This window comes from Microbacterium sp. (genome assembly GCF_039812165.1).
Lineage (GTDB): Bacteria > Actinomycetota > Actinomycetes > Actinomycetales > Microbacteriaceae > Microbacterium.
The window spans coordinates 1-7015 of record NZ_JBDIAB010000157.1 but is presented as its reverse complement, the minus strand read 5'-3'; the positions used below and the strand labels follow the sequence as shown (position 1 = coordinate 7015).

Annotated in this window: 6 protein-coding genes; 5 read left to right on the top strand and 1 reads right to left on the bottom strand. The window is 72.1% G+C overall.

Features of this window, described 5'->3' with window-relative positions; translation table 11 throughout:
• Positions 1-29: 29 nt before the first annotated feature.
• Entirely contained in the window at positions 30-1073 is a 1044-nt protein-coding gene (locus tag WML84_RS11475) for a Gfo/Idh/MocA family oxidoreductase (protein ID WP_347346278.1), read from the top strand.
• A gap of 58 nt (positions 1074-1131) precedes the next feature.
• Here WML84_RS11475 and WML84_RS11470 read toward each other — a convergent pair whose 3' ends face one another.
• The gene (locus WML84_RS11470) at positions 1132-2730 is read right to left on the bottom strand and encodes an ABC-F family ATP-binding cassette domain-containing protein (RefSeq protein WP_347346277.1); all 1599 of its coding nucleotides are present in this window, start codon (positions 2728-2730) and stop codon (positions 1132-1134) included.
• Between the two features lie 325 nt (positions 2731-3055).
• On the opposite strand from WML84_RS11470, the gene WML84_RS11465 reads away from it, so the two are divergent.
• The 4 genes from WML84_RS11465 (at position 3056) to WML84_RS11450 (ending at position 6925) form a co-directional block, all read left to right on the top strand.
• The gene (locus tag WML84_RS11465; RefSeq protein WP_347346276.1) at positions 3056-3685 is read left to right on the top strand and encodes a biotin transporter BioY; all 630 of its coding nucleotides are present in this window, start codon (positions 3056-3058) and stop codon (positions 3683-3685) included.
• Between the two features lie 131 nt (positions 3686-3816).
• On the top strand, positions 3817-4842 hold the full coding sequence (locus WML84_RS11460; protein WP_347346275.1) for an iron-siderophore ABC transporter substrate-binding protein: 1026 nt from the start codon (positions 3817-3819) through the stop codon (positions 4840-4842).
• Between the two features lie 5 nt (positions 4843-4847).
• Complete coding sequence (locus WML84_RS11455; RefSeq protein WP_347346274.1) at positions 4848-5894, top strand: iron ABC transporter permease; 1047 nt, start codon at positions 4848-4850, stop codon at positions 5892-5894.
• A gap of 44 nt (positions 5895-5938) precedes the next feature.
• On the top strand, positions 5939-6925 hold the full coding sequence (locus WML84_RS11450; protein WP_347346279.1) for an iron chelate uptake ABC transporter family permease subunit: 987 nt from the start codon (positions 5939-5941) through the stop codon (positions 6923-6925).
• Positions 6926-7015: the final 90 nt, after the last annotated feature.

Below are 7015 nucleotides of genomic sequence, written 5' to 3'. Positions count from 1 at the left end.
CTCTCCCCCTACCTCGAAGGACGTCGTCCGTGACCATCAGAATCATCCACGTCGGACTGGGCGGCTGGGGCGGCGATTGGGCGCGCAACGCGATCCCGCCGGTGCGCGAGGTCGAGGTCGCCGCGATCGTCGACCCGCACGCGCCGACACGCACGAAGACGGCCACGGCGCTGGCCCTGCCCGAGACGCTCGCCTTCGGCTCGCTCACCGAGGCGCTCGCCGCCGTCGACGCCGACGCGGTCGTCATCACGGCGCCCGCCGTGACGCACGTGCCGCTCGCGATCGAGGCGCTCGGCGCCGGCAAGCACGTGCTGGTCGAGAAGCCGTTCGCCAACACGGCGGAGGAGGCCGCCGTGGCCGCGCGGCGCGCGGAGGAGCTCGGCCTCGTGCTGCAGGTGAGCCAGAACTACCGGAACTACCCGGCGCCGCGCGTGGTGCAGCGCCTCGTGCGCGAGGGCGCCGTCGGCGAGCTCTCGGCGATCAGCATCGACTTCCGGCAGTGGGACAACGACCGGCCCAAGGCGAGCCACCCGCACTACGCGTTCCCGCATCCCATGATCAACGACATGGCGATCCACCACTTCGACCTGCTGCGCATGGTGACCGGCCAGGAGGCCGTGCGCGTGTTCGCCAAGGTGTGGGACCCCTCGTTCAGCAAGTACGACGAAGAGGCGTCCGCCGTCATCACGATCGAGATGGAGAGCGGGCTCCTCGTGAGCTACCGCGGCAGCTGGCTGAGCCGCGCGCGGCGCACGGCGTGGGCGGGCGAGTGGAGCATCCAGGGCGAGGCCGGCGAGATCTTCTTCACGAGCCGCGCCGACGGCTCCGACAAGACCGCCGCGGGCGACCGCGTCACGCTCCTGCGCGCGGATGCCGAGACGCCGGAGCCCGTCACCCTGCCCGAGAGCCGGCTCTACGGCCGCTCCGCGGGCCTGCAGCTGTTCGCGCAAGCCATCGCCGAGGGGTTCGTGCCCGAGACGAGCGGCACCGCCAACCTCGGCAGCCTCGCGCTCATGGAGGCGGCCGCGCGGTCGGCGGCATCCGGCAAGCTCGAGGACGTCTGGCTCCCCTGACCCCGGTGGCGGTCGGCGCCGCCCGAGCCCGACGGGTCGGTGCGCCGTCGGCCGCGACTCAGGCGAGCGAGACGAGGTCGGCGTAGTCGCGACCCCAGATGTCCTCGACGCCGTCGGGGAGGATGAGCACCCGCTCCGGATTGAGGGCGTGCACAGCGCCCTCGTCGTGCGAGACGAGCACGACCGAGCCCTCGTAGTGCGCGAGCGCGCCGAGGATCTCCTCGCGCGACGCGGGGTCGAGGTTGTTCGTCGGCTCGTCGAGCAGCAGCACGTTCGCGCTCGACACGACGAGCGTCGCGAGCGACAGCCGCGTCTTCTCGCCGCCCGAGAGCACGCCCGCGGGCTTGAGCACGTCGTCGCCGGTGAACAGGAACGATCCGAGCACCTTGCGCGCCTCGACCTGCGTGATGTCGGGCGCCGCCGACATCATGTTGTCGAGCACCGAGCGCCCGACGTCGAGGTTCTCGTGCTCCTGCGCGTAGTACCCGATCTTCAGGCCGTGGCCGGGCTCGATCTGCCCGGTGTCGGGGCGGTCGACGCCGGCGAGGATGCGCAGCAGCGTGGTCTTGCCCGCGCCGTTGAGGCCCAGCACGACGACCTTCGACCCGCGGTCGATCGCGAGATCGACGTCGGTGAAGATCTCCAGCGACCCGTACGACTTCGACAGGTTCGACGCCATGAGCGGCGTCTTGCCGCACGGCGCGGGCTTGGGGAACCGGAGCTTGGCGACCCGGTCCTCCTGCCGCACCTCTTCCAGGCCCGACAGCAGCTTCTCGGCGCGCGCCATCATCTGGTGCGCCGCGGCGGCCTTCGTGGCCTTCGCGCCGAACTTCGCCGCCTGCTGCTGCAGCGCGGTCGCCTTCTTCTCGGCGTTGGCGCGCTCCTTCTTGCGGCGCTCCTCGTCGGCCACCCGCTGACGCAGGTAGTTCTTCCAGTTCATGTTGTAGATGTCGATGACCTGGCGCATCGCGTCGAGGTAGAAGACGCGGTTGACGGTCTCGCCGACCAGCTCGACGTCGTGGCTGATGACGATGAGCCCGCCCTTGTAGCCCTTCAGGAACTCGCGCAGCCACACGACGCTGTCGGCGTCGAGGTGGTTGGTGGGCTCGTCGAGGATCATCGTGCCGGCATCCGAGAAGAGGATGCGCGCCAGCTCGATGCGACGCCGCTGGCCGCCGGAGAGCGTGCGCAGCGGCTGGTCGAGGATGCGGTCGGGCAGCGACAGGTTGTGGGCGATGGACGCCGCCTCGGCCTCGGCCGCGTAGCCGCCGAGCGCCTCGAAGCGCTCGGTGAGGTGCGCGTAGCGGCGCATGGCCTTGGCCGCGGCATCCTGGTCGTCGGACGCCATCGCGAGGGATGCCTCGTGCATGCCGATCGCGAGCGTGCCGAGGCCGCGCGCGTCGAGGATGCGCGTGCGCGCGAGCATGTCGGGGTCGCCCGAGCGCGGGTCCTGCGGCAGGTAGCCGAGCTCGCCGGAGCGGTCGACCGAGCCGGCGGAGGGCAGCACGTCGCCGGCGAGCACCTTCGTCAGGGTCGTCTTGCCCGCGCCGTTGCGGCCGACCAGGCCGATCTTGTCTCCGTCGGAGACGCGGAACGACACGTCCGACATGAGCGTCCGCGCGCCCACGCGGATCTCGAGGTCGTGCACGGCGAGCACAGCGGACGTCCGTTCTTCGATGGCGGGGAGGGAGGCCGAGCGGCCGAAGGCCCCAGTCTACCGGCGCACGCGGTTCGCGGCCGCCCAGCTGCTGCACCCCGGCATCCCGGCCGCCCGCGAACGTCGCAGAGTCGCGCGGACTTCGGAGGATTTCGCGAGGATCCTGCGAAGCACGTCGGATTCTGCGAGGTTCGTCGGGTCCGATCCGGGCCGGCGGATGCCTGTGACGGCAGGTTTCTGGACCGCGTCCAACAACGGGCGCGCACCGCTTAGGCTGGTCGCGACGCGCGCCACCGGGCGCGCGCACGAACGCCTAGGAGCAGCAATGTCCCTCGCCGCCGCACCGCGCCGCCGTGTGCTCGCCGACCTCGTCGCCCGCCCGTCCGACCGCTCGCGCGCACTCCTGGCCGACGCGGCGCTCGTGCTCGCCGGCGTGGCCCTCGTGGCGCTGCTGGCGAAGGTCTCGTTCTTCATCGGGCCCATCCCGATCACCGGCCAGACGCTCGGCGTCATCGTCGTGGGCGCTGCCCTCGGCGCGCGGCGCGGCGCCGCGAGCCTCACGGCCTACCTGGTGGCGGGCCTGGCCGGCCTGCCGGTCTTCGCCGGCCCGATCGCCGGACCCGTGTACGTGCTCTCGCCGTCGTTCGGCTTCATCCTCGGCTTCATCCCGGCCGCGTTCGTCGCGGGGTGGTTCGCAGAGCGCGCCTGGGACCGCAAGCCCTGGCTGGCGTTCGTCGGGTTCGTCGCGGCGAGCGTCATCCCGTTCCTGATCGGCGTGCCGTACATGGCGCTGATCCTCGCCGTCGTCGTCGGGGCCGACGTGACGCTCGCCTCCGTGCTCGACGCCGGCGTGTGGCCGTTCATCCTGCCGGGCCTCCTCAAGGCCGCCTTCGCCGCGCTGCTCGTCCCCGCAGCCTGGGCGCTCGTGCGCGCCGTCGACAAGCGCAAGGGCTGACGGCGCCGGCCGACCGCCGCTCACGTCGAAACAGTGTTGCGATGCGTCGCGGTTCGCGTACGATGGCGGCGGTAACCTTAGGCTTACCTAACCCGCTTCTCGTTCTGCCGATCCCGACCACGGAGGACCTCTTGACCCGTCTACGCACCGCGACCGTCGCTCTCGCGGCCGCCGCCGCCCTGCTCCTCTCCGGCTGCGCCGCCGGCGCTTCCGACTCCGACTCGTCCTCCGCCGACAGCGGCGGCGAGGGCTTCCCCGTCACGATCGAGCACGCCTATGGCGAGACGACGATCGAGTCCAAGCCCGAGCGCATCGCGACCGTCGCATGGGCCAACCACGAGGTGCCGCTGGCGCTGGGCGTCGTCCCGGTCGGCATGAGCAAGGCCACGTGGGGCGACGACAACGACAACGGCGTGCTGCCGTGGGTCGAGGACAAGCTCGACGAGCTCGGTGCCGACACGCCGGTGCTGTTCGACGAGACCGACGGGATCGACTTCGAGGCCGTCGCCGACACGAAGCCCGACGTCATCCTCGCCGCGTACTCGGGCCTCACGAAGGACGAGTACGAGAAGCTGTCGAAGATCGCCCCGGTCGTGGCCTACCCGGAGGTCGCCTGGGGGACCTCGTACGAGGACATGATCCGGCTCGACTCGACCGCCATCGGCCTCGCCGACGAGGGCGAGCAGCTCATCGAGGACCTCCATGCGAAGGTCGACGCCGCCCTCGCGAAGCAGCCCGCGCTCGCCGACAGCAGCGTGCTGTTCTCCTTCATCGACCCCGCCGACTTCAGCCAGATCGGCTTCTACACGAGCCACGACACCCGGCCGGGCTTCCTCGAGAGCCTGGGGCTCCCGACGCCGCAGGTCGTGGCCGACGAGTCGGCGAAGACCGACGACTTCTACGTCTCGGTCAGCGCCGAGGAGGCCGACCGGCTCTCCGACGTCGACCTGTTCGTCACGTACGGCGAGGCCGACGGCGCGCTGATCGCGCAGCTCCAGGCCGACCCGCTGCTGTCGAAGATCCCCGCGATCGCTGCCGGTCGCATCGCGATCCTGGAGAACTCCACGCCGCTGGCCGCCTCGGCGAACCCGTCGCCGCTGTCGATCGGCTGGGGCATCGACGAGTACTTCGCTCTGCTCGCCGGCACCCTCGGCTAGACCGGGTGAGCGTCTCCGTCAGGAGTGCGCCGCCGCCGGATGCCGCGACCCTGCGGCGTCCGGCGACGGTGCGCCTGCTCTGGCTCGTCACGGGCCTGGGAGTGCTGGCGGCGCTGTGCGCGGCATCCGTCGCCTTCGGCGTGCGCGAGGTGTCGTTCGGCGACATCCTCGCCGCGCTGGGCGGTGACACCGAGACGATCGCGCAGGCCGCGGTGGTCAAGCGGATCCCGCGCACGGTCCTCGCGATCCTGGTCGGCGCCGCGCTGGCGCTCTCCGGCGCGACCATGCAGGCGGTGACCCGCAACCCCCTCGCCGACCCCGGCATCCTCGGCGTCTCGGGCGGCGCGTCGCTCGCGGTGGTGTGCGGCATCGCCTTCTTCGGCCTCTCCGATCCGTCGCTGACGATGGCCGTCGCCATCGGCGGAGCGGCCGTCGCGGCCGTCTTCGTCTACGCGGTGGGCTCGCTCGGCCGCGGCGGCGCGACGCCGCTCAAGCTCGCCCTCGCCGGGGCCGCCGCGTCGGCGGCGTTCATGTCGCTCGTGAGCGCCGTGCTCCTCCCTCGCGTGGACATCATGGAGACCTTCCGCTTCTGGCAGATCGGCGGGGTCGGCGGCGCGACCTGGGAACGCATCGGCGCCGTCGTCCCGGTGCTCGCCGCCGGCGCACTCGTCTGCGCTCTGTGCGCGCGCGGGATGAACTCGCTGGCGCTCGGCGACGACCTGGCCACGGGCCTCGGCGAGAACGTGTTCCGCACGCGCGTGATCGCCTCCGCCGGCGCCGTGATCCTGTGCGGCGCGGCGACCGCGGTCGCCGGTCCCATCGGCTTCGTCGGCCTCGTCGTGCCGCACATGTGCCGCCTGCTGGTCGGCACCGACCACCGCTGGCTGCTGCCGTTCTCGACGATCGCGGGCGCCGCGCTCCTGGTCGCCGCCGACGTGGTGGGGCGCGTCGTCGCCCGTCCCGAGGAGATCGCGGTGGGCATCGTCACCGCTTTCGTGGGCGCGCCGTTCTTCATCTGGATCGTGCGCCAGCAGAAGGTGCGCGAGCTGTGACCGCCGTCTCCGTCGCCGCCGTCGTCGCGGGCCGCCGCGCGCGGATGCGCCGGCGCGCCGTCGCGACCGGTGCGCTCGCGGTCGCGATCGTCGTCGTGTTCGCCCTGAGCCTCATGATCGGCAACACCTTCTACGGTCCGATCGAGGTGGCCCGCGTCATCCTCGGCGAGACCGTCCCCGGCGCCTCGTTCACCGTCGGCGAGCTGCGCCTCCCCCGCGCCGTGATGGGGCTGCTCGCCGGCTTCGCGTTCGGCATCGCCGGCGTGACCTTCCAGACCATGCTGCGCAACCCCCTGGCATCCCCCGACATCATCGGCATCAGCTCGGGCGCGAGCGCCGCCGCCGTGTTCGGCATCATCGTCCTCGCCGTCGACGAGACGACCGTGTCGCTGCTGGCGCTCGGCGGAGCGATCCTCACCGCCGTCGCGATCTATCTCCTCGCCCATCGCGGCGGCTTCGCCGGCACGCGGCTGATCCTCATCGGGATCGGGGTCGCGGCGATGCTCGACAGTGTCGTCACCTACGTCCTCTCGAAGGCGCCGGCCTGGGACCTGCAGGCGGCGATGCGGTGGCTCACCGGCAGCCTCAACAGCGCCAACTGGGAGAGCACCGCCCCGCTGCTGCTCGCCTCGATCGTCTTCGTCCCGCTGCTGCTGGCCCAGGGGCGTCCGCTCGGCGTGCTGCGGCTCGGCGACGACTCGGCGGCGGGCCTCGGTGTCGCCGTCCGCGGCACGCGCGTGCTCGCGATCCTCGCCGCCGTCGCCCTCCTCGCCTTCGCGACCGCCGCGAGCGGGCCGATCGCGTTCGTCGCGTTCATGGCCGGCCCGATCGCCGCGCGCATCATCGGACCCGGGGCGTCGCTGCTCCTGCCGTCCGCCTTCGTCGGCGCCCTCCTGGTGCTGCTCGCCGACCTCGTCGGCCAGTTCGCGTTCGGCAACCGCTACCCGGTCGGCGTCATCACGGGCGTCCTCGGCGCCCCCTATCTCATCTACCTCCTCGTCAGGATGAACCGCTCCGGAGGCTCGCTGTGACCGAATCCCACCGGCTCTCGGCCGAGGCGCTGACCCTCGCCTACGGCGCCCGCACGATCGTGGAGGGCCTGAGCGTCGGCATCCCGCCCG

Excerpts from the sequence above, each read along its gene's own strand:
- WML84_RS11465 (WP_347346276.1), top strand. The coding sequence starts at position 3,056 with ATGTCCCTCGCCGCCGCACCGCGCCGCCGTGTGCTCGCCGACCTCGTC.
- WML84_RS11450 (WP_347346279.1), top strand. The coding sequence starts at position 5,939 with ATGCGCCGGCGCGCCGTCGCGACCGGTGCGCTCGCGGTCGCGATCGTC.